The organism is Streptomyces sp. NPDC014734, assembly GCF_043083325.1.
GTDB lineage: Bacteria > Actinomycetota > Actinomycetes > Streptomycetales > Streptomycetaceae > Streptomyces.
Map to the genome: position 1 here is coordinate 319,275 of NZ_JBIBYN010000006.1, position 20,626 is coordinate 339,900.

Annotated in this window: 9 protein-coding genes; 4 read left to right on the forward strand and 5 right to left on the reverse strand. The window is 72.8% G+C overall.

The features are described from left to right. Positions 1-56: 56 nt before the first annotated feature. The 3 genes from ACF1CT_RS13505 to ACF1CT_RS13515 are packed head-to-tail and all read right to left on the reverse strand — an operon-like array spanning position 57 to position 12,342. Positions 57-7,550: a MupA/Atu3671 family FMN-dependent luciferase-like monooxygenase gene (locus tag ACF1CT_RS13505; RefSeq protein ID WP_391783948.1), complete on the reverse strand. Its 7,494-nt coding sequence runs from the start codon at positions 7,548-7,550 to the stop codon at positions 57-59. Next, positions 7,547-11,089, reverse strand: coding sequence for a type I polyketide synthase (locus ACF1CT_RS13510; protein ID WP_391783949.1), 3,543 nt, complete (start codon positions 11,087-11,089; stop codon positions 7,547-7,549). The genes ACF1CT_RS13505 and ACF1CT_RS13510 overlap by 4 nt, the downstream gene beginning before the upstream one ends. Further along, the gene (locus ACF1CT_RS13515) at positions 11,089-12,342 is read right to left on the reverse strand and encodes an MFS transporter (protein WP_391783950.1); all 1,254 of its coding nucleotides are present in this window, start codon (positions 12,340-12,342) and stop codon (positions 11,089-11,091) included. The genes ACF1CT_RS13510 and ACF1CT_RS13515 overlap by 1 nt, the downstream gene beginning before the upstream one ends. An 811-nt stretch (positions 12,343-13,153) precedes the next feature. On the opposite strand from ACF1CT_RS13515, the gene ACF1CT_RS13520 reads away from it, so the two are divergent. Further along, on the forward strand, positions 13,154-13,933 hold the full coding sequence (locus tag ACF1CT_RS13520) for an RNA polymerase sigma factor (protein ID WP_391783978.1): 780 nt from the start codon (positions 13,154-13,156) through the stop codon (positions 13,931-13,933). Further along, positions 13,912-15,162 carry a hypothetical protein gene (locus ACF1CT_RS13525; RefSeq protein ID WP_391783951.1) on the forward strand — a complete coding sequence of 417 codons (1,251 nt, stop codon included), beginning with the start codon at positions 13,912-13,914 and terminating at the stop codon, positions 15,160-15,162. Before ACF1CT_RS13520 ends, ACF1CT_RS13525 begins: the two co-directional genes overlap by 22 nt. 307 nt (positions 15,163-15,469) lie before the next feature. On the opposite strand, the gene ACF1CT_RS13530 is transcribed toward ACF1CT_RS13525, so the two are convergent. Next, positions 15,470-16,474 (reverse strand): L,D-transpeptidase family protein, encoded by a 1,005-nt coding sequence (locus ACF1CT_RS13530; protein WP_391783952.1) that lies wholly within the window; start codon positions 16,472-16,474, stop codon positions 15,470-15,472. Between the two features lie 283 nt (positions 16,475-16,757). Here ACF1CT_RS13530 and ACF1CT_RS13535 point away from each other — a divergent pair, with 283 nt between their 5' ends. Further along, a complete protein-coding gene (locus ACF1CT_RS13535) occupies positions 16,758-18,338 on the forward strand; it encodes a methylmalonyl-CoA mutase (RefSeq protein WP_391783979.1) in 1,581 nt (526 codons plus the stop codon). A gap of 177 nt (positions 18,339-18,515) precedes the next feature. Beyond that, positions 18,516-19,181, forward strand: coding sequence for a leucine efflux protein LeuE (gene leuE / locus ACF1CT_RS13540; protein WP_391783953.1), 666 nt, complete (start codon positions 18,516-18,518; stop codon positions 19,179-19,181). Here the strand turns inward: leuE and ACF1CT_RS13545 are convergent. Beyond that, entirely contained in the window at positions 19,168-20,604 is a 1,437-nt protein-coding gene (locus tag ACF1CT_RS13545) for an FAD-dependent monooxygenase (RefSeq protein ID WP_391783954.1), read from the reverse strand. The genes leuE and ACF1CT_RS13545 overlap by 14 nt on opposite strands. Positions 20,605-20,626: the final 22 nt, after the last annotated feature.

Consider the following 20,626-nt stretch of genomic DNA (forward strand, 5'->3'; position numbering starts at 1 on the left):
CATCGGTCGGTCACGCGCCGGCCGCGTGACCAACCGATGGGCCGACTTTCGCGGGGTCAGTCCGTGGCGTCGGCGAGCGCCTCCCCGGCCTCGTCCCGCAGCAGCCGCACGTACTCCCGGGTCAACGTCTCGACCGTTGACCGGTCCCACAGGTCGGCCGAGTACTCCACGGCACCCTTCAGGACGCCCTCGGCCGGGGTCAGCACCATGATGAACTCCGACCGGGACGCGGCCGGGGCGATCTCCGCCACCGTGGTGGTGAGTCCCGGCAGTTCGATCGCGGTGTCCAGCGAACTCTCGTAGGCCAGACCGAAGGCCAGACCGTCCGGTACGTCGAGGCCCCTGCGTTCCCGCAACACCGGTGTGATCCGGCGCGGCGACATGGCGTGCTCCATGCCCAGGACCGTCGTACGGGTGACCCGTTCGGTCAGCGCCGCGAAGGAACCGGCCCGCGCGTCACGGACCCGCAGGGCGAACCCGATGGCCGTGCAGCCCACCAGGGACTCGAACTCGCGGCTTTCCCGGCTCGCGTAGGAGACGTTCAGCACCACGTCCTCCTGTTCCGCCTTGGTCGCCAGCAGGCGGCCGAGCGCCGCCGCGGCGACCACGAACGGCGTGGTTCCCCGTCGGACGGCGAGCCGTTCCACAGCGTCCCGGACCTCGGCGGGCACGGTGAACTCGATGACTCCGCCGTGCCCGCTGAGCGCTTCGGGCCTCGGTCGGTCCAGCGGCAGATCCACCGTGAAGGGCGCGTCGGCGAGTTCCTCCAGCCAGTAGTCCATGCGGCGCCCACTGGTCGCCGCGTCGTGGGCGATCTGCCAGCGCGCGTACTCCACCGGCTGCGGCACCGCGGGCGACAGGCCGTGTCCGGTTCCGGTGACAGCCGTGCGGTAGAGCGCGGCGAGTTCCTTCAGCAGCGTGGTCAGGGCCCACCCGTCGCAGGTGCAGTGGTGCAGCACGAGCAGCAGCACCCACTCCTCGGCGCCGGTGCGCAGCAGACGGGTGGAGAGCACGTCCCCCTCGAAGAGGTCGAGCGGTGTCTCCGTCGCCTGCTCGACGAGCCGTCTCACCTCCGCCTGCCGTTCCGGTTCCGGTCGTGAGGTGAGGTCGTCGACGGGCAGGTCGAGAGGGCGGGATTCGAGTACTTCCTGTTGCCAGGAACCGAGGCCCTCCCGCACCAGGCGGGTACGCAGCACTTCATGACGCTCCATCAGGCCCTGGAGGGCCATGTGGAGCGACCCGGGGTCCAGTGGGCCGGAGAAGGTGATCCGCAGGGCTACGTTGAAGACCTGCGGCTTGGCGTGGCGGGCGTGCAGGGTGGCGAAGCGCGACTGCTGAAGCCCGGCCGGGCCCCGGCGGAGGACCTTTCTCGTCCCGGCGCCGCGCACGAACTCCGTCATGGCGCGCAGCGTGGGCTCCTGGTAGAGGTGTGAAAGCGGGTACTCGATGCCCCAGGTCTCTCTGATCCGGTTGACCAGCCTCATCGCGGTGAGCGAATGTCCGCCCAGGTCGAAGAGGGAGACGTCAGGATCGATGCCGGACGCGGTGAGGCCGAACTCGGCGGCCCAGAGATCACGAAGTCCGTTCTCCACCGCGGTGAGGGGTTCGGTCCGCGGCGACGGGCCGTCGGTCCGGCGGATCCCCTCGCCATCCACCGGGAGGGCGGAATCGACCGGCGGGAGGAAGGGATCGACCGGTGGGAGCTGTGTCCGGTCCAGTTTGCCGTTACCGGTCAGCGGCAGTTCGGCGAGGACCCGCCAGGCGCGCGGCACCATGTACTCCGGCAGATGGCGGTGCAGCTCCTCGGCCCACCGGTCCGTACGGGACCGTTGCTCCGTCGTACTGTCGTCACCCGGCTCGGCGGGTACCACGTAGGCGGCCAGGAAGGCCTCGCCGTTCGCACGGCGCAGGCCGACGACGGCCGCCCGGCGGACACCGTCGAGACGGCCCAGCACCCGGGCCACCTCCTCCGGTTCGATCCGGAAACCGCGGATCTTCACCTGGTCGTCGGTACGGCCCACGAACACGAGGCGCCCGTCCGTCGTCCAGCGGACCAGATCACCCGTGCGGTAGCAGTGGGCCGTTGCCCCGCCCTCCGGGTCGGCCGCGAACCTCTCCCCGGTGAGGTCCGGCCGGTGCAGATAGCCCGCGGCCACCCCCGGACCACCGACGAGGAGTTCCCCCACCGCACCGATGGGCACCGGTTTGTCCGACGCGTCCACCACGCGCAGGGTCACGTTGTCGGTCGGCCGCCCGATCGCGATCACGTCCGTTCCCGCGTCCGCTCCTTGGTTCGCGCTCTCGTCCGTTCCCTTGCCCGCTCCCGCGCCCGCTGCCTCGTCCGGGACGGGCCCGTCGGCCCCGGGCGCGACCGTGCCGACGACGCACAGCACGGTCGTCTCGGTCGGGCCGTAGACGTTCACCGTCTCGTAGGGCGCCTCGGGCCGGGGCCGGCTCCGGAGCGCCTCGCCGCCCAGCAGCAGCTGGCGCAGCGGGGGCTGATCGGCCACCGGCAGGCGCAGCACCTGTTCGCCCAGGGCCGTCGGCAGGATGCTGAAGGCGATGTCCTGGTCCGCGTACCACCGGGCCAGGGCGAGTGGATCGCGGCGGATCGCCTCACCGGCCACGACGAGCGTGCCGCCCGCCGTCAGCGCCGGCCAGATCTCCAGGAGGGAGGCGTCGAAGCTCTGGCTGCACACGACGGCACTGCGGTCGTCGCCGGTGAACGCGAAGCGTTCGTGGTGCCACTGGCAGAGGTCCACCAGGCCGCGGTGGGTGAGCACGACCCCCTTGGGCGTGCCGGTGCTGCCCGAGGTGTAGATGACGGAGCACGCGGAGGAAGGGGCCGCGCCCCCGGTGCCGGATGCCGGCCGGGCATCCGGCACCGGGTCCTTTGCCGGGGCGGCGTCCGGTGCGACGACGGTCACCGATCCGGGCAGCCGCAGGTCCGCCGGTCCGTCCGCGCCGCTGATCACCGTGCGGGCGCCGCTCTCGGCGATCACCTGCGTGGCGCGGACGGCACCGAGCGACGGGTCGAGCGGCACGTACGCGCAACCGGCCCGCAGTACGGCGAGCAGCGCCACGACGAGCTCCGCGGAACGCGGCAGCCACACCGCCACCAAGGAGTCCCGGTCACGGTCCGTCCGGTGTTCCGCGAGGACGGCGGCGAGCCGGTCGGCGCGCTCGTCCAGCTCCCGGTAGGTGAGCGCGACGTCCTCGTCCACCACCGCGGTCCGCGCGGGGTGCCGCGCCGCCCCCCGGGCGATCCAGTCGTGCACGGTGGTGTCCGCGACCGGCCGGACCGGGCCGTGTTCCCAGCTCTCCGGCACCTCGTCCCCCTCGACCGCCGTACGCGCGAGCAGGGACAGCGGTGTGCCGGGCGTGTCGACGGCGGCGGCCAGGAGGTCGCGGAAGACCCTGAAGAACCTGTCGACGGTGCCCGGATCGAACAGGTCCGCGTTGTACTCCAGATGGCAGCGAACACCCTCCGGGCGATCGGTGAAGTAGACCGTCAGGTCGGTCAGCGCCTTGTCGGGGCCCGCGTCCAGTGCCACCGCCTCGATGCCGGGGAGGTCGAGGCGGAACGGTTCCGCCGACTGGAACTCGGCACACACCTGGAACACCGGAGTGCGGTCCGTCCGGCGTGGCGGAGCGAGCACGCGCACCACCTCCTCGAACGGTGTTCCCGCGTGGTCGTAGGCGTCGAGTGCGACGGTACGCACCCGGTCCAGCAGCGTCGCGAATCCGGGATCGCCGGCGAGGTCGACCCGCAGGGCGAGGGTGTTGACGAAGAAGCCGATCAGCTCCTCGGCCCGCTGCGGCCGGTCCGAGACCGGGACGCCGATGACGATGTCCTCCTGTCCCGTGACCCGTTGCAGCATCGCCGCCCAGCCGGCCACCAGGGTCATGAACAGGGTGGCGCGGTGACCACGGCTCAGCCGCCTCACCCGTTCGGAGAGTTCCGGGTCGAGAGAACGGAAGACGGCGCGGCCCTCGGAGGTCATCTCCGCCGGCCGTGGACGGTCGGTGGGCAGCTCCAGGACCGGCAGGTCGCCGCCGAGCACATGCCGCCAGTGGGCCAGGTCCCGCGCGGAGTCGGGGCCGTCCGCCGCCGCGCGCTGCTCCCGTGCGTGCTGGACGTAGCTCCAGGTGAGTGCGGGCAGACCGGCGTCCGTGCCCTCGCGCTCCGCCCGGTAGAGGGCGGAGAGGTCCCGGCACAGGACGGTCGCCGAGGCCGCGTCGACCACGATGTGGTGGAAGGACAGGACGAGCACGTGCTCGTCGACAGCGGTCCGCACGAGCCTGCTGACGAACAGCGGGCCGTTCTCCAGGTCGAAGCGGCGGGCGCTCTCCGTCGCCAGTGCCTCCTGCACGGCGTCCTCGGGCCCGAGGACGCCGTCCACCACGTCGAAGCCGGGCCCGGCGGCCTCCCGCACCAGCTGGACCGCCGAGTCACCGGCCTGCCGGAAGACGGTGCGCAGCCCTTCGTGACGGACGACGAGCCGGCGCAGCGCGGTGCGCAGCGCCTCGGTGTCGAGCGCGCCGCGCAGCCGGATCGCCTTCACCTCGTTGTAGGCGGTGCGTCCCGGGAGCAGGCGTTCCAGGAACCAGATCCGCTCCTGACCCGGGGAGAGGGGCGCACCCGGGTCAGGTGTCCGCCGCTCCCGGTGCCGACGGCGGAGGGCGTCCAGCCGGGGGAGACCGGCGCGGAGCTGGTCCGCGGAGACGCCGAAGTCGACAAGGGCGACGATCTCGTCCGCGCCCGCGTCGGCCACCGCCTCGGCCACCGGCAGGACGCTGTCCACATCGCCGATCAGGGCCCGTTGGTCGCAGTAGCGGCCGTAGGCGCGCCGGAAGACCACGTCCAGGTCGTCCGCGCTGAGCGATTTCAGGTCGGTGGTGACGCCGAGACTGTTGGTGACGCCGCTGAACAGGGACAGGGAGGCCTGCATGTATCGGGCCATCGGCGCGAAGGCCTCGGCCCGGGCGGTGTCGTGGTCATCGGAGAGGTACGTGTGCAGCAGGACGGCGACCCGCCCGGCGTCCGGGTCGAGGCCGTGCCGTGCCCGGGCCCGGCGGTAGCGGGCGATGTTGTCCGTGAGCTGGTCGATGTCCTGGGTCATCAGGTTGGTCACGATGCCCAGGTCGTGGGCGGCGGCGCGTTCGTACGACTCCGGGTTGCCGACCACCGCCGTGTAGAGCGGCGGCATCGTCTGGACCGGGCGCGGGAAGAGCCGGATCTCCCGTTCGCCGTCCCCGGTGGTGCGGCGCAGGGGTTCGCCCCGCCAGAGGCTCCGCACCTGTTCCAGCCGGTCGTACATCTCCTGCTTGTGCGGCCCGAAGCGCTCGGGGAAGAAGACGAAGTCATTGGCGTTCCACCCGCTCGCGACGCCGAGGCCGACGCGTCCGCCGGAGAGGTTGTCCGCCATGGACCATTCCTCCGCCACCCGGATCGGGTCGTGCAGCGGGAGCACCACCGAGCCGGCGTTGAGGCGGATGCGCCGGGTCTCCCGGGACAGCGCCGCCGCGAGGACGGCGGGGTTCGGGAAGAGGCCGCCGAACGAGTTGAAGTGCCGTTCGGGCATCCACAGCGCCTCGAACCCGTGCCGGTCGGCGAACCGGGCCGCCTCCATGAGCAGTTCGTAGCGGCCCTCCTTGGGCCCGGGGCCGTCGTCCGGGTCTGGGCCGTCGTCCGGGTAGTCGCCGAAGAAGTAGAGGCTGAAGTCCGCGCGGCGCGCCGCCGCGGGCGCCGCGGGCCCGGAACCCGGGGCGGTCGCGGGGACGGGATTCGTGGCGGTCGCGGGAACGGAACCCGGGGCGGCCACGGGAGCGGGGTCCGCGGCGCCCACGGGGACGGAACCCGCGGTGGTCGCGGGAGCGGGATTCGCGGTGGTCACGATTCCGGCCGCGGGGACCGGGGGCGCATCGGCCGCCGTTCCGGCCGTCGGGGCCGGGAGGACCGGCGCCGGTGGGACGGCCGTTCGGGCGGGAGCGGGCCTCCCGGTCCGGGACGGGCCGCCACCGGTGCGGAAGAAACCGGCCTGCCGCAGATCCCTCAGCGACCCCCGCACGGCGTCGGCCACGTGCTCGATGTCGCCGTCGCTGTGGGCCGTGGAGAGGAAGAAGTTGCGCCACTCCCACACATGCACGCCCCGCAGCATCAGGTGGTAGTAGAGGAGTTCCATGTCGGCGCGGTGCTCGAAGCGGAACTGGGAGCCGAACCAGCCCATCCGCAGGGGGAATTCCTCGGCCTCGAAGAAGTCGTTGAGCCCGGTGGCCAGTTCGGTCGTCCGGGCGTTGAGCCGTTCCTGAAGCTGCGGACCGCGTTCCTTCAGGTGCGTGAGTACGGCGTGCGCCGCGGTCATCGACACGGGGTGCTGAAGGTAGGTGCCGCCGAAGAAGGTGGTGTCGGCGGTCGGACCGCTGTCGTCCCCGTAGCTCCAGTGGCCGCCGTCGATCCCGTCCATGATGTCGGAGCGGCCGGCGACCGCGCCGATGGGGAATCCGCCGCCGAGGAGCTTGCCGTAGGTGGCGAGATCCGGGGTGACCCCGTAGAGCTCCTGCGCGCCGCGGAGAGCGGGACGGAACCCGGTCAGCATCTCGTCGAACATCAACACGATGCCGTGACGCGTGGTCAGTTCGCGCAGCCGGCGGACGAACGCGGCGGGCTGGAGCGAGGGATGCCTGCTCTGCACCGGTTCGACGACGACCACCGCGATCCGCGCCGCGTCCCGTTCGATCGCGCGAAGGGCCTCCTCGCTGCCGTATTCGAGGACGGTCAGCTCACGGACGGCGCTGTGCGGGATGCCCCGGGAGACCGGCACGGTCTCCGCCTGGGCACCGTGGCCGGCCAGTCGGCCCAGCACCTGGTCGGCATGACCGTGGTAGGAGCCCTGGAAGGTGACGATCCGGTCGCGGCCGGTGGCGGCACGGGCGAGACGGATCGCCGCCGCGTTGGCCTCCGTGCCGGAGTTGGCGAACGCCACCCGTTCCATCCCGGTCAGCTCGCACAGCAACTCGGCGGCCCCGCCCGTCTCGACACTGCGGGGACCGAGCCGGATGCCCCGGGAGAGGTGTTCGCGTACCGCTTCCCGGACGAAGACGGGTTCGTGGCCGAAGAGGAGCACCCCGAAGCCCATGGTGATGTCGGTGTAGCTGTTGCCGTCGATGTCCTCGATCCGTGCGCCGTCCGCGCGACGGGCCGCCACCGGGTAGAGCATCTCCTTGGTCGACTTGCGGAATCCGACGACCGCTCTGCTGTCGGCGAGTCTTCGGCGGTGACGCTGGGCGAGTTGTCGGGAGGCCGCCGTCCGTGCCGTGTACCGGCGTACGAGGTCGTCGAGATGCTCCTGTTGGGTGCGGGGCGAGGTGGAGCGGACCATGCCGGCGTCGGGGGCGATCACCACCCGCGGCCCGTGGGCCTGGGGCTGTGGCGCACCACCGGCCATGGCCCGTCCGGCGTCGATCTGTTCGGTGATGCGCTGTGCGAGTCCGGCCATGGCGGCCAGGTCCCGGTCCAGGCCGGCCGTGAGGTTCTGCTGCTCGTTCACCGGACCACCTCGTCGTTCGGCAGGGCCGCCGTCGCGTCGTTCCGGAGCGCGAGCAACTCGGATATCTGGGAGAGCTGGGTGAGCATCTGGAGCTGGATCCGGGAAAGCTGCTGGACCCGCTGGGCCAGTTCCAGCAACTCCTGCCGGGTGACGAAACCGGCGTCCGCGACGGCGTGCTCGACCGGCGGTGCCCCGTCGGCCGACGAGGTGGGGACAGCCGGTGTGCCGGGGGAGGACGGTGCGCCGGAGGCGGGCGGTGTGCCGGGGGAGGGGGATGTGGTGCGTGGCGCGGGTATCGGCGGGTGGGCGAACGGCTCGGGAGCGCGGGCGGCCCGGTGCTCGGGGACCGCTGCCGGGAAACCCGCTGACGGGGGCTCCGCCGAGTACGGCTGCGGTACGGCCGGCTGCTTCGCGTACGGCTGCGGTATGGGCGGCTGCGTCGCGTACGGCTGCGCGGTGGTCGCTGCCGGGTCGAGGGGCGGTGCGGCGGCCGGTCCCCCGGACACCGGCACCGGTCCGGTGGCGGCGGGTGCGGTGGCCGGCAGGGGAGCGGTCCCGGGCCGGCCGGGCAGCCGTGAGGCGACGAGTTCGGCGAGAAGCCGGGGCGTCCCCGTATCGTCGAACAGCTCTCGCATCGTGACCTTGACGTGGTGCTCCTGCTCGATCTCCCGGAGCACGTTGATCATGAGGAGCGAGTCCGCGCCGAGATCGAAGAACGGGGTGTCGGCCGGGACCGAGGTGAGGTCCTCTCCGAAGGCTCCGGAGAGCACACCGAGGATGCTGTCCAACAGGCGCCTGGTCTCCGTCGCTTCTGACGTCATGGTGCGTTCCTCTCTCGCCGGGGAAATGGGTACGCGGGGCCGGGGTGGTGCCCCGACCCAGTGGTGTCGGTGCTGGAAGCGGTATCCGGGCAGCGGGACGCGCCGCCCTCCGGTGCCCGCCAGGAACGTCTCCCAGCGGACGTCCGCCCCCGCGCAGTGCAGAGCCGCCGCCGCGCCGAAGAGTGCCGTGAGCCCGGTGTTCCGGTGCAGGGAGGGAGTCGCCCGCACCGTCGGCAGGGAGCGGCGGGCCAGTCCGCTGAGTGTGGTGTGCGGCCCGATCTCCAGGAGCACGTCGGGCCGTTCACCGGCGACGGCGCGCAGCGACGCGTCGTAGCGCACCGGCTCACGGGCGTGCCGGACCAGATACTCCGGGTCCGGCGTCCAGCCGGGCTCACGGGTCCGGCCGTCGGGAGAGCTGATGAAGCGGGTCCGGACCGGGGCGAAGGGGGTCTTCGCCAGTACCGTCGCGAACGCGTCGAGCATCGGTTCCATGGTGGCGGTGTGGAAGGCCCGGTCCACCGCGAGACGTTCGTACGGGGTGCCCCGGTCGTCGAGCACGGCGCACACCAGGTCCACGTCCGCGACGGGGCCCGCCAGCACCTGGGAACGTTCCCCGTTGGTCACGGCGAGTTCCAGGCCCGGCCGCGAGGCGGCGAGCTCCGCGGCGGACCCCCGTTCCACCGCCACCGCCACCATGGCGCCCGGCACACAGTGGTCCCGCATCAACCGGCCCCGGCGCGTGCTGAGTTCCAGGCCGTCCGCGAGCGACAGCGCCCCGGCCGCGAAGAGTGCCGCGTACTCACCGACGCTGTGGCCCGTCACGGCCCACGGGCCGACGCCGGCCTCCTCCCACAGCCGGACCAGGGCGCACTGCAGGGCGAACAGGGCCGGCTGCGCGGTCGCGGTCGGCCAGACGGCCCCCGGTGCGCCCGCCCCCTCGGTGAGGAGTCCGGCCAGCAACGGTTCACCGGTGAGATCGCGATGCCACGCCTCGCAGGCGTCGAGGACCTCGCGCACGACGGGAAACCGTTCGTACAGGGCGGTCGCGGCCCCGGGACGCAGCGAACCCTGGCCGGTGAACTGGAACACCACCCGGGTGGGGGCGTCGCCCGGAGGCACGGGTTCCTCGTCGGTCGCGAGCAGTGCGGGGCCGGCGAGCCGGGCGTCGAGAGCATCGGCCAGCGCGGACGGTGTGCTGCCGCGGACCGCGATCCGGTGCCGGCCGTGCGAGCGCCCGAGAGCGGCGGTCGTGACGAGATCCGCCAGGGGCGGAGCGGCCTGCCCGCGGAGCACGTCGCGCAGGGACCGTACGTTGTCGGCGAGGGCCTCCCGGCTCGTCGCGGAGACCAGGAGCACGTCCGGCGGGGCCGCGGTGGCGGAACGCGGCACGGGCGCGGGGGCCTCCTCCAGGATCAGGTGGACGTTGGTGCCGCCGATGCCGAGCGAGGTGACCCCCGCCCGCCGGGGGATGCCGTCATCGGGCCACGGCCGGAGGGCACGGGGTGCGTAGAACGGGCTGTCCTCCAGCCCGAGCAGCGGATTGGGATCGCTGAAACCCGCGATCGGCGGGATCACACCGTGTTCGAGCACCAGCAGGGCCTTGACGAGACCGGCGAGTCCGGACGCCACGTCGAGGTGCCCGATGTTGGCCTTGACGGCTCCGAGGGCGCAGTAGCCGGTCCGGTCCGTGTCCTGCCGGTACGCCGCGCCCGCCCCCTCCAGTTCGATGGGATCGCCCTTGAGGGTGCCGGTGCCGTGGGTCTCCAGATATCCGATGGTGTCCGCCCCGACGCCCGCGAGGTCCAGCGCCCGGCGCACGGCCTCCTGCTGGCCGCGTGCGCTGGGTGCCGCGAACGCCCGCTTGTCGGCGCCGTCGTTGCAGATGCCCCAGCCGCGGATGACGCCGTGCACGGTGTCGCCGTCCGCGAGCGCACGGGTCAGCCGCTTCAGCACGACGGCCACGACGCCGGTTCCTCCGAGGGTCCCGTTCGCGGCCGCGTCGAACGCCCGGAGCCGGCCGGTCCTGGAGAGGATCGAGCCCTTGACGTAGTGGTAGCCGAGGACCTGCGGGACATGGATGGCGGTGGCGCCGACCAGCGCGATGTCGCATTCGTCCAGCAGCAGGGACTGGGCGGCGAGGTGCACCCCCACCAGCGAACTGGAGCAGGCCGTCTGCACGTTGACGGCCGGGCCGGTGAGACCGAGCCGGTAGGCGACCCGGGTCGCGTTGAAGTCGGTGAAGTTGCCCACCAGGACCTGCATGCCGGCCAGCCAGTCGGCGATGTCCTCGTTCGGCAGGACGTTGTTGAGCAGATAGGACTGCATGTTGTACAGGTGGTAGCCGGCGCTGGCATAGACCCCGATCCGTCTTCCGTCCCGCTCGTCGGGGTAGCCGGAGTTCTCCAGGGCGTGTTGCGCGCACTCCAGGAACAGGCGCTGCTGGGGATCGGTCAGACGGGCCTCGCGGGCGCTCATCCCGAAGTGCCGGGCATCGAACCCGGTGATGTCGTCCAGGACGGCCGATGCCCCGATGAAGTCGTCGCGCCGGTACAGCTCCTCGGGGACGCCCGCGGCCTTCAGCTCGTCCTTCGTGAAGCGGGTGAAGCGGTCCTCGCCGTCGCGGATGACGCGCCACAGATCCTCCGGCGTGTCGGCCCCCGGCAGCCGGAAGGACATCCCGATCACGGCGAGGCGTGGGTCCCGCCCGTCGCCGCCCATCAGCCGCGCCCTTCGCGCAGGGTGCCGCCGTCGGGCTGTCGCACCCGGTCGGGCACGTCCGGGGGGCGGCGCAGTATGAGCAGCGTCAGCAGGGCCAGGCACAGGACGATGGCGAGACCGTGCAGGGAGGCGACCACCTGGAAGGGGGAGAAGGACTCCAGCAGCGATCCGCTGATCAGCATCCCCAGTCCGAACCCGGCGTTCTCGGCCGAGGCGGAGAGCCCGAAGAGGCGTCCGCGCTGTTCGTCGGGGACCGCCTGGAGCCGTGACACGTAGACGATCTCGGTGACTCCGTCCGCCGCTCCGGCGACGAGTGCCGTGGCGAGTGTCGGTACGGTGGGCAGCCCGCTGAACACGACGATGAACGCTCCCGACATGACGCAGGCGCCGACCGCGAAGGCCCGCTCGCCCAAGGTGTGCCCGCTCCGGCGGGTGTACCGGGCCAGTACCTGCTGGGCGATGATCGTGCCGACCGCCCACGTGGCCCAGAACTGGCTGATGAAGGTGGCCGGATGATCGGGGTCCAGCAGACTGGAGTAGACGGGCAGCGCGACGTTGTGCGAGGAGGAACCCAGCCCGTCGACGGCCCGCACGGCGATCATCGCCATCAGCACCGGCGCACCGGCCCACAACAACCGGAGGGAACGCTGACCGGCGCCCGGCGTGCCGTCCTCGGTGTTCTCGGGCCCCTCGGACCGGGCCCGCGTACGGATCGGCAGCATCAGCAGTACCGACGCGGAGAACAGGAACGTGACCGCGTCAAGGACGAACGCCGTCGTGTAGCCGAGCTGCGCCACCACCACACCCGCCGAGGCGAAGCCCGCGATCATGGCGAGGGAACGGCCGGTGACCAGCTGACCGTTGGCGCGGGTCCGGTGTTCGGCCCCCACGATCTCCGGGATGCTGCTGCGCAGGGCGACCTGCGAGAGCGTCGAACAGCCCCCGGTGATCACGGCCAGGCAGTACAGCAAGGAGACCCGGCCGGCCTCCGGGGCCAGGAGCAGTGCCAGGAGTGCCAGCGCCTGGCCGAGGTCGGCGCCGACGATCAGGCGTTTGCGGTCGTACGCCGAGACGAGACGCCCGCTCACGAATCCCGCCGCCACGCTCGTCCCCAGCCGTACCGCCATGAAGAGCCCTGCGGCCAGGGCGCTCCCGGTGACGTGGTAGACGAAGACGTTCAGCGCGACCATGTTCAGATAACTGCCGTACGCGGAAACCCCGTTACCGAGCACGAGCAGCCGGAAATGCTTCATGCACACCCTTTCGGAACCACGAGGGGGCGGCGCCGGACACCCGCTGCCCCATCTCATGTGCTGGACTGATCCCCCAACACCCCGTCCCCCTGGCGGAGTTCACGGGTTCGCCACATGTACCTGCCAATCCCGTCAAGCCTTGCCCGTCTGCCACAGACTTCACACCAAACCGCTGATATTTCCGGGCTCCGATTGATTTGTGGACGCGTGGGTGGCCACGGCACGGGGGCGGCGGCGTGCCGCGCGGCGGGTGTGCCGACCGGTTCCGCGACCACGACCCGGCGGCACGGCGAGGTCGCGAACGGCCCTGGATCCGGTGCGAGGAGCGCCGACGTCCGGCATCGCTTCCGGGCGCGCGATGCCCCGTACGGAAGGTGCCGGGGCGAGGGGGGATCGCCGCCCGGTCTCGGGACCGGCGCGGCGCCCCGCCCCGGCCCGGGGCGGCCCGGGGCGGGGCGGTCGGGTGAGCGCCCGGCGGCGCCGGTCGTGCCGCCGGTCACGGCGCTGGTCGGCGAGGGGCCCGTATGCCGGATGACGCCTGGTCGCAGGCGTATGAGAACGAAGGACGACCGGGGCCGCCACCCCCCACAGGAGAGGCCCCGGTCGTCTTTCACGGGGCCGTAGGACGGCCCCGTACTCCTCTCAGCGCCGCCGCCGCGATTTCTGTCACACCGCACTGTGTCCGGAGAATGTTGCGGGTTGTACAAGGCGTGGACGTACCCACGCGTAAGGACGTAGCGTGCTGAGTCGCGCAGGGTGGCGCGGCAGTGATGACCAGCTGCTATTCAAGACAGCAGGGCGGGTTGAGGGAGTGCTGGGGGACGACGCGGAGCTCACTGCCGCGGTGCTTGCGGCGCAGGGCGGGGACGAGGATGCCTTCCGCACTGTGTACCGCGCTGTGCAGCCGCGGCTGCTCGGTTACATACGAACTCTGGTGGGGGAACCGGATGCCGAGGACGTGGCGTCCGAGGCGTGGTTGCAGATAGCGCGCGACCTTGACCGGTTCGGCGGCGACGCGGACCGCTTTCGGGGCTGGACGGCGCGCATAGCCCGCAACCGTGCCCTGGACCATCTGCGGATGCGCGGCAGGCGCCCCGCGACGGGCGGCGACGAGTCGGAGCTCTCGGAGAGGCCGGCCGCCTCCGACACCGCCGACGAGGCGATGGAGGCCCTGGCCACCGGCAGCACCATGTCGCTCATCGCCCAATTGCCGCAGGACCAGGCCGAGGCCGTGGTGCTGAGGGTGGTCGTCGGTCTGGATGCCAAGAGCGCGGCGCGAACGCTGGGCAAACGGCCGGGTGCGGTGCGCACCGCGGCGCACCGGGGGCTGAAGCGGCTGGCCGAGCTGCTGCACGCGAACGGTTCGGCGGAGCCGCAGGACACGGTGGAACAGGGGGGTCGGCAGCGGACGGAGGGAGCGGTCGGAGGGGAGGTCGCGGACCGTGCCTCGGCGGGTGATCCGGCGGATCCGGGTACGGCGGGCCGGGCGGCGGAGCTCGACGCCGTTCCCGCGCAGCGCCCCGCGCACCACGGTCTGGCGGCGCCGGCCGGTGTGACGCATTCGCGTCCATGGACGCAGAAGGACATGTGATGGCCGACGAGCGGTACGAATGGCTTGACAAGGACGCGGCGGAGAAACTGCTCCGCGGCGAACCGGTCGCTCCCGTCGGCGGTCACCCCTGTACGGAGACGGAGGCACTCGCGGCGGCGCTGGACGCCCTCGCCCGCGACGCCCGCCCGGTCACCGGCGCACTGCCGGGTGAGGCCGCGGCGATGGCAGCCTTCCGTGCCGCCGCGCACTCCGGTACCCGCGTGGAGGCCGGCGCGGGCGCCGGTGCCACGGCCGGGGAGGAGAACGGGCCCGCCGGAGCGGCGGGCGAGCCGGTGCCGGCCGGGGTGCTCGACCCCGTGCGCATCCGCCCCGTCAACGGTGCGGCCGCGGGCCGCGGCGGTGGCCGCCCTTCGCGCTGGAGCCGCCCCGTCCGGTTCGGTCTGGTCGCCTCCCTCGCGGGCTGCGCGCTCGGCGGGGTGGCCGTGGCCGCGGGCACCGGCATGTTCCCCGGGCCGTTCGGCGGGGACGGGCCCGCGCCGGCGAGCTCCGTCTCGGCCCACGCGTCCCCCGAGGAACTCGGTGCGGAGGGGGTCACCGGCGGGACCCACCCGGTGGAACCACCCGGCTCCACCGGGTCGACGTCCCCCGCGGCCCCGTCCGGCCCTCCGGACCCCGCCGACGGCCGGGGTCCCGGCCGGAGCGGCAAGGGGGACACCCAGGGGCGCGGCAACGGGCGGAAGCCCGGAGACGCGCCGAGCGGTTCCGCGAACGGCGCCGAGCGCGGCCGTTCCTCCGAGCACCCCGCCGTCCCCGGGAACGGGATGTCCGGCGACTGGTACGCCCAGGCGCTCAAGGCGTGCCGCGACTACCGCGGCGGCGACCTGGACGACGACCGCCAGCGCTACCTCGAAGCGCTGGCGAAGGGCGCCCGCAATCTGCAGCGGTTCTGCGACCGTCTGATCGCCAGGGACGGGAGCGGGCAGAACGGCCAGGGCGGGCAGAACAGTCAGGGCGGGTGGAACGGCCAGGGCGGGTGGAACGGCCAGGGCAACGGCAACGCCGGGAACGTCGGCAACACCGGGAACGTCGGCAACGCCGGGAACGTCGGTGGCGGCGGCGCCCAGCAGGGCGACGACGACACGGACGGGGACGACGACCGGCGCGCCGGTGCGAGCACGACGGTCCGGGTCGCCGCCACCCCGGCCCCGGTGACCGCGGGCGCGTCGCCGGCGGCGGACCGGGCGACCGCCGTCCGCTTCGTCGGCTGAACGCCGACTGAGCGCCGACTGAGCGCCGGCCGGGCGGCCCCGGCCGAGAGCCGTCCGGCACCGGACACGGGGCTGGTGTGACGTTTTTCGACGCGGTGGCGCAGTACGGAATGAGCCGACTGGTCATCGGCTGCGCTCCGAGCCGGGGTTCCCCCCGTACCTACGGCTCAGCGCATCGGCGCGGGCGGGACACGTTCCCCCTGTCCCGTCCGCGCCACCTCTTCTTCCCGTCCCCCGGGCGACCGTGACCCCCGGCCCTCCGCGTCCCCCGGCCCTCCGCGTACGGGCGGGGGCGCCGGGGCGGCGGTCAGTAGACGACGACCTTGTCGCCGTTCCTCACCTGGGCGAACAGTGAGGCGATCTTCCCCTTGTCCCGGACGTTGACGCAGCCGTGCGAGGCGCCGTTGTAGCCGCGGGCCGCGAAGTCCGCCGAGTAGTGCACCGCCTGGCCGCCGCTGAAGAACATCGCGTACGGCATGGCCGTGTGGTAGATCGTCGACACGTGGTCCCGGGACTTCCAGTACACCGAGAAGGTGCCCTCGCGGGTCGGCGTGTACTGGGAGCCGAAGCGGACGTCCATCGACGAGACGACCCGTCCGTCGATCATCCAGGACAGCGACCTGCTGTTCTTGCTGATGCAGAGCACCCGCCCCGTCGTGCAGCGCTTGTCCGGCTTGGCGACGGGCGGGGTGGTCGGCGGACGAAGCTCGGCGGCGGTCGGCGGGTGCGTCATGCCGAGCAGCCGCTGCCAGGTGACCGTGTCGGTCCGGCCGGTGGTGGCCAGGTGGCGCTTGCCCTGGAAGGAGCGGACGGCGGCGGCCGTGACCGTGCCGTAGTAGCCGGTGGGGGAGCGGTCGAAGTGGCCGATCTGCCGCAGCCGGGCCTGGAGTTCGCGCACCTGCTTGCCCTCCGAGCCGTCGGCCATGAGCGCAGTGCCCTGCGGGTCGGGCTCCGGCCTCGACGGTTTTGTCTTCGACGGTTCCGATTCCGGCGTGGACGTCGCGGTGTCCGTCGGGGAGGCCGACGGGGGTGCCGACGGCGGTGGGTCCGTCGGGGACGGCGACTGCCGGGCGGCGGGGTCGGCGTCGGCGCTCGGCGCCGCGGGCGGCGGTGGCGTCGGTGCGGGCGGCGGTGGAGGCGGCGCGCATCCGGCGGTCACGGCGACGACGGCGAGTGCCGCCGCCGCCGTGACGCCCGCCCAGTTCCGGGCGCCGCCCCCTGCCCCGCTCCGGGGCCTGCCGCCGCGCGGATCGTCCTGCGCGCCGGACGGCCCGTCGCCCGGCGACGCGCCCGTGGTGGTGTTGCGTATCATCTCGGTCCCCTGCCTGTCCGGGTTGCTCCGGTGTTCCCTGGGACGGTCTCCCGCTCTGCCCGGTTGCCGAAGCCCGCGCATGATGGAGGAACGGCCGCGGGAATCGGCCCCCGCCATTGGACTCCCCGGAGGGGGTGCGGCGACAGGGGGCCCGCGGGTGCTGTGAGCAAGGTCCCAGCGCCCGCCCCTCCAGGGGGCCCGCACCCGCCGCCACAGTCCGTCGCGGACACCTTCGTCACTTATGAGTAGCTTCGTGGAGCAGCTTCAGCGGGAGGCACAGCGGATGACGCGCGAGTCGGAGTCGGGAGTGCCCATCGAGCCGGTGTACGGGCCGGAGGCACTCGATGGATGGAACCCCGCCGAGAAACTGGGGGAGCCGGGCTCGTACCCGTTCACACGCGGCATCCACCCGACGATGTACACCGGGCGGCCGTGGACGATGCGGCAGTACGCGGGTTTCGGCACGGCCACCGAGTCCAACGCCCGGTACAGGCAACTGATCGCCAACGGGACCATGGGGCTCTCGGTCGCCTTCGACCTGCCCACCCAGATGGGCCACGACTCCGACGCGCCGATCGCGTCCGGCGAGGTCGGCAAGGTGGGGGTCGCGATCGACTCCGTCGACGACATGCGCGTCCTGTTCGACGGCATCCCGCTGGACAAGGTCTCCACGTCGATGACCATCAACGCCCCGGCCGCGCTGCTGCTGCTCCTGTACCAGCTCGTCGCGGAGGAACAGGGCGTCGCCGCCGACCGGCTGACCGGCACGATCCAGAACGACGTGCTCAAGGAGTACATCGCACGCGGCACCTACATCTTCCCGCCGGGACCGTCGCTGCGGCTGATCGCCGACACCTTCAAGTACTGCCGGGCCGAGATCCCGAAGTGGAACACCATCTCGATCTCCGGCTACCACATGGCGGAGGCCGGTGCCTCGCCCGCGCAGGAGATCGCGTTCACCCTCGCCGACGGCATCGAGTACGTCCGCACCGCCGTCGCGGCGGGCATGGACGTCGACGACTTCGCGCCCCGGCTCTCGTTCTTCTTCGTCGCGCGCACGACGATCCTGGAGGAGGTCGCGAAGTTCCGCGCCGCCCGCCGGATCTGGGCGCGGGTGATGCGGGAGGAGTTCGGCGCGCGGAACCCCAAGTCGCTGATGCTGCGCTTCCACACCCAGACCGCGGGCGTCCAGCTCACCGCCCAGCAGCCCGAGGTGAATCTGGTGCGCGTGGCCGTCCAGGGCCTGGCCGCGGTCCTCGGCGGAACGCAGTCGCTGCACACCAACTCCTTCGACGAGGCCATCGCCCTGCCGACCGACAAGTCCGCCCGGCTGGCACTGCGCACCCAGCAGGTCCTGGCCCACGAGACCGACGTCACCGCGACCGTCGACCCCTTCGCCGGTTCGTACGTCGTGGAGCGGATGACGGACGACATCGAGGCCGCCGCCCTGGGGCTGATGGCCAAGGTCGAGGACCTGGGCGGCGCGGTGCACGCGATCGAGCGCGGTTTCCAGAAGAGCGAGATCGAGCGCAACGCGTACCGGATCGCGCAGGAGACCGACAGCGGGGAGCGGGTGGTGGTCGGCGTCAACCGCTTCCGGCTCGACGAGGAGGAGCCCTACGAGCCGCTCCGCGTCGACCCGGCGATCGAGGCCGCGCAGGCGGCCCGCCTCGCGGGACTCCGTGCCGAACGCGACCGCGGGGCGGTGGACGCGGCACTGGCCGGGCTGCGGAAGGCGGCCGAGGGCACGGACAACGTCCTGTACCCGATGAAGGAGGCGCTCGGGGCGCGGGCGACGGTGGGCGAGGTCTGCGACGCGCTGCGTGCGGTGTGGGGGAAGTACGTGCCGACGGACGCGTTCTGAGACGACCGCGTTCCGGGGCGCCCGCGTTCTGAGACGACCGCGTTCCGGGACGGACCCGTGTGCTCCGGCGTGCTCCGGCGCGTTCTCACGCCGTACGGGTCCGGGCGCCCGCGCGGGCGCTTCCGGGCCGTGGACCCCCCGGGCGGAGTGCCGTACGCGCGTGCGACACTCCGTCCCATGCTGGGTGTCACCGACCTTCCGACCTACCTCGCCGGCCTGGCGCTGATCGTTCTGCTGCCGGGGCCGAACTCGCTGTACGTGCTGTCCGTCGCCGCCCGGCGCGGGGTGCGGTCCGGATATGTGGCCGCGGCCGGGGTGTGGACCGGGGACACCGTGCTGATGACGCTGTCCGCGCTCGGCGCCTCGTCCCTGCTGCGCACCACACCGGTGCTGTTCGCCGTCGTCAAGTTCGCCGGTGCGGGCTACCTGACCTGGATGGCCGTCGGCATGTTGCGGGCCGCGGTGTCCATGTGGCGCGAACGGCACCGGCGGGTGGCCGAGCTGGCCGAGGAGAGCGCCGGTACGGAAGCCGCCGGGGCGATGGAACGGCCCTACCGGCGGGCACTGGTGGTCAGCATCTTCAACCCGAAGGCGATCCTGTTCCTGATCTCGTTCTTCGTGCAGTTCGTCGACCCCGGCTACGCCTACCCCGCGCTGTCGTTCCTGGTGCTGGGCACCCTGTTGCAGGTCGCCAGCTTCCTCTACCTGTCGATGCTGATATTCGGCGGCACCCGGCTGTCCGCCGCGTTCCGCCGCCGTAGGCGGCTGTCGGCCGGGGCGACCTCGGCGGCCGGGCTGCTGTTCCTCGGCTTCGCGGCGAAGCTCTCGTTCAGCAGCGTGTGACCGGGGCGAGGCCGAACCGGTCCAGGCAGGGGCCGAGCCCCGAGGGGTCCTCGCCCGCCCAGCCGATGTAGCCGTCGGGCCGGATCAGGAACAGGCCCCTGCCGTACGCCTCGTGGACGCCCGTCCGGTGCACGCGGACCGGGCCGCCGTCGCGGAGTGGAAGTTCGGCGTCCGTACCGACCGCCAGCAGGGTGAAGTGCGGGCCGCGGAACACGTCGAAGAGGCGTCGGCCGTCGGCCGTCGGGCCGTCCGGGGCCCGGTCGCCGGAGTGCAGGGCGCCCGCCCGCCCCACCGACAGCGGACCGCCGCGGTAGCCGAGGCCGAGCTGCTGGGTCGCCCTGCCGCGCCCCTGCTCGCCCCGGTGAATGCGGGTGGACAGGCCGAGCATCTCGGCGGCGACCGGGCGGCGCTCCCGCTCGTAGCTGTCGAGCAGCGCGGCAGGTGCCCCGTGCCGCAGCACCTGGCCGAGCTTCCAGCCCAGGTTGTAGGCGTCCTGGACGCTGGTGTTCAGACCCTGGCCGCCCGCGGGGGAGTGCACGTGCGCGGCGTCGCCCGCCAGGAAGACCCGGCCGTCGCGGAACCGGTCGGCCAGGGCGGCGCGCGGCCGGAAGTCGGAGCACCAGCGGACCTCGGTGATGTCCCGCGCCGTCAGGTGGGTGCGGGCGTCGACCAGCGCGCGCACCCCGTCCGGGGACGTGTCCGGCTCGCCCTCCCGGAACTGGGCGACAAGCTGGAAATCCGCCGTGCCGGGCAGCGGGCAGAGCGAGACGAAGCCCTGATCGCCGCTCATCACATGCCAGTTGAGCCGGTCCAGCGCCCCCTCGGCCACCCGCACGTCGGCGACCAGCAGCGGCGCGGGGTCCACCGTCTCGCCCTTCATCGCGATGCCGAGCGCGTGCCGGACCGTGCTGCGTCCGCCGTCCGCCGCGACCAGGAAGGAGGCCCGGACCGGGCCCGTGGACAGGTGCGCGGTGACGCCGTCCGCGTCCTGGTCGAGCCCGGTCAGCGCGGTGGAGAAGACGACGTCGCCGCCCAGCTCGCGCAGCCGGGCCAGCAGGATCTCCTGGGTGCGCCACTGCGGCAGCAGCCACGGCTCCCCGTACGGCTCGGCCGCCGTCGGGGCGGCGCGGCGGAACATGTCGTGCTCCTGCTGCCGCTCCCCGTCCTGCCAGACCATCCCCACCGGCGCCGGGCCGCCGTGCGCGCGCACCGCGTCGCCGACCCCGAGGTCGTCCAGGACCTCCCGGGTGCGCGGCTGGATTCCCTTGCCGCGCGAACCGGGGAAGAGGCCGGACGACCGCTCGACGACGAGGGAGCGCACCCCGCGCCGGGCCAGATCGCAGCCGAGGGCCAGGCCGCAGGGACCTGCCCCGACGATCAGGACCTCGGCGCCGCCACCTTCCTTAACGCTGTTAAGTTCCATGTCCGGAGTCTCTGCTTAACGC

What these genes read in the sequence shown, in the direction of transcription:
- ACF1CT_RS13545 (WP_391783954.1), bottom strand. Translation starts at nt 20,604, where the DNA reads ATGGAACTTAACAGCGTTAAGGAAGGTGGCGGCGCCGAGGTCCTGATC.
- ACF1CT_RS13515 (WP_391783950.1), bottom strand. Translation starts at nt 12,342, where the DNA reads ATGAAGCATTTCCGGCTGCTCGTGCTCGGTAACGGGGTTTCCGCGTAC.
- ACF1CT_RS13525 (WP_391783951.1), top strand. Translation starts at nt 13,912, where the DNA reads ATGGACGCAGAAGGACATGTGATGGCCGACGAGCGGTACGAATGGCTT.
- ACF1CT_RS13535 (WP_391783979.1), top strand. Translation starts at nt 16,758, where the DNA reads ATGACGCGCGAGTCGGAGTCGGGAGTGCCCATCGAGCCGGTGTACGGG.
- ACF1CT_RS13510 (WP_391783949.1), bottom strand. Translation starts at nt 11,089, where the DNA reads ATGGGCGGCGACGGGCGGGACCCACGCCTCGCCGTGATCGGGATGTCC.
- leuE (WP_391783953.1), top strand. Translation starts at nt 18,516, where the DNA reads ATGCTGGGTGTCACCGACCTTCCGACCTACCTCGCCGGCCTGGCGCTG.
- ACF1CT_RS13530 (WP_391783952.1), bottom strand. Translation starts at nt 16,474, where the DNA reads ATGATACGCAACACCACCACGGGCGCGTCGCCGGGCGACGGGCCGTCC.